This is a genomic window from Methylosinus sp. R-45379, assembly GCF_001644125.1.
Classification (GTDB): domain Bacteria; phylum Pseudomonadota; class Alphaproteobacteria; order Rhizobiales; family Beijerinckiaceae; genus Methylosinus.
This window is the reverse complement of record NZ_LUUM01000081.1, coordinates 1-2,133: the sequence shown is the minus strand read 5'-3', so window position 1 is coordinate 2,133 and position 2,133 is coordinate 1. Positions and strand designations below refer to the sequence as shown.

The window sequence follows — 2,133 nt, the reverse complement described above, 5'->3', positions numbered from 1 at the left end:
TCTCGGGCTTCCATTATGTGGATGGCTTGATGAAGCAGTGGACCGCGAAGGCGATTGCGCAAGAGTTCTTCGACATGGTGCATCGCTTCCCCGAATTGCCGGGAGGCGCGGGGTTCGACAGGTCGGACGTGAACTATCGTCGCATGGCGCAACTCGGCCTCGACGACGCCATGTTGCAGCGTGTCTTGCGGAGCGTGAAGGGCCATGCAGAGTCCGAGCGGGGAATGTTCTTCCCGTCCGAGACGCTGGTAGACCCTCGGCTCGACAATTGGACCGACCAAGAGGCTCGCATCGCCTTCGAAGGGGCCCTTATGCGCAAGGCTCGCCGGATCATTCAAGAGAACGATATCGGGTCCATGCACAAGTGGATGCCTCATCCTGTGTGGCAGATGATAACGCAGTTCCGCGCGTTCCCAATCCACGCATGGGATAAGCAGCTCATGCTCAACGTCGCCATGCACGACGGCGAGTCTGTTGCCTCCGCTGTTCTCGGCGCGGTCATCCCGACGCTCATCTATTCCGTCCAACAGCACGTCGCGGCTCTCGGGCGTAGTGACACCGGGCAATGGCTCGACAAGCGCCTGGACACTGAGCACATGGTAAGCGCCGCCATTCAACGGCATGGGTGGTCGTCGCTGTTGCCGGTAGCAATCGACACGGCATTGCCATGGGCGGGTCACAAGCCGGTCTTCGATGCGCGCAGCACGGGACAATCGTCTGACGTGATCTTCGGCAACCCCACGACGTCGCTTCTCTTCAAGGACGCTCCGAAGGCTATCGGGGGCCTTGTCGAGTCCATGTCGGATGGCCGTCAATTGTCGCAAGACGAGCTTCGCGACTGGCACAGGCTGTTCACGAACAATCTCGTCACAGGGGCAATCCTAAACTCGATTGTCGGCGCCCGGCCGGTTCACCCGCCGAAGCCTTCCACGTCGCACTAGAACTGAACGCCGAGGGCGGGGGTCGAATGTTCGGCTCCCGCTCTTACGAACGCCTTTGAGGACACGCCGCCGGGGAAGTTCCCCCGTGCCGCCCCCTCACACTGCAACCCCTCTGTCACAGAGCGCCTTTTCACGGCCCCGCACCTATCCCCGCGGGCCGTTCCCTTTCGCGCGTCTGTGCGCTCACGGTTCACAAGGAAACCCACATGCAAACCGACGACACCCTTTCCGCGCCTCTCGACACCCTTTCCACGGCCATCGCGCACCAAACGACGAGCCATCGTATCGACCTCGAGCCCGCCTATCGTGTGGACGCGAACGGCCGCTCCGCGGGGCATGGCAAGGCTTTCATGTTCTTCGAAGGCGAGTGCATCGGCGAGAGCCATCAACCGGCATTCGATGCGGCCCGGTATCTGTTGGCGAAGGGCTTGGCGCTGCCGAGCGACCGACTGACGACCTACCGCAACGGGAAGCCGTGTCTCTTCACAGTCGTCGGACGTGCCGCGAAACTCACTGTCCGAGAGGACGTCAACGGCGGCCTGACGATCGCCGCATATCGTCCGTTTGTGGGGGACCGTTCGCAGGTGACGGAGTGACGACCAAGATGGCGACGGAACATCATATCGACCTCATGTCCCTTCCCGCCACAGGCGGCAGCTACACGACGTCGTGCCGTGGCCGTTACTCGGCAGGGAAACGACCCCATACGAAGACCGCCATTTATCTCGGCAGCAAGATGTTAGGGGCGAGCTACCGACCGATCGAAGAGGCCGGGCGGCACCTTTTGGCGAATGGCATTGCGTCGCCGGGTGATGTGGTCGTGTTCTGGCGGGACGGGAAGCGCTGTCTGACGTTGACCGCAGGGGAGGCCGCTACGCCCCGTAACAAGGGCAAGGGCTCAATGTCCGACACACAGGCCGCCGAGTGAAGGCCGCCACCATGTTCCTATCGGGTCTCTGCGAAGCCCTCAGAGCGAGCCCCTGCGCCGACCTTGCGCCCGTCATGGCCGGCAATGTGAACAGTCTCGCCATTGCGGCGGGAGCCGCTGCGACCTTCCTCGCCTCAGGGATTTAGACGAGAGATTGTGCCTGTGTCCTGGGGTCCGACTCCCCGATACAGGTTGTCTGACAGAGATCGCTTGACAGATTGTCGAGTCTCTATTACGCGCGTGGGCGCTCACGCGTCTTGTCTA

At 62.0% G+C, this 2,133-nt stretch carries 3 protein-coding genes; all 3 read left to right on the top strand.

The annotated features are described in order from the left end of the window. Nucleotides 1-941, top strand: a 941-nt coding sequence (locus A1351_RS04150) for a hypothetical protein (RefSeq protein ID WP_210178233.1), incomplete at its 5' end; no start/stop codon positions are given. Nucleotides 942-1,147: 206 nt separating this feature from the next. After that, nucleotides 1,148-1,537 (top strand): hypothetical protein, encoded by a 390-nt coding sequence (locus A1351_RS04145; RefSeq protein ID WP_064032316.1) that lies wholly within the window; start codon nucleotides 1,148-1,150, stop codon nucleotides 1,535-1,537. An 8-nt stretch (nucleotides 1,538-1,545) separates the two neighbouring features. Further along, nucleotides 1,546-1,869: a hypothetical protein gene (locus tag A1351_RS04140; protein WP_157096093.1), complete on the top strand. Its 324-nt coding sequence runs from the start codon at nucleotides 1,546-1,548 to the stop codon at nucleotides 1,867-1,869. The last annotated feature ends 264 nt before the right edge of the window (nucleotides 1,870-2,133 follow it).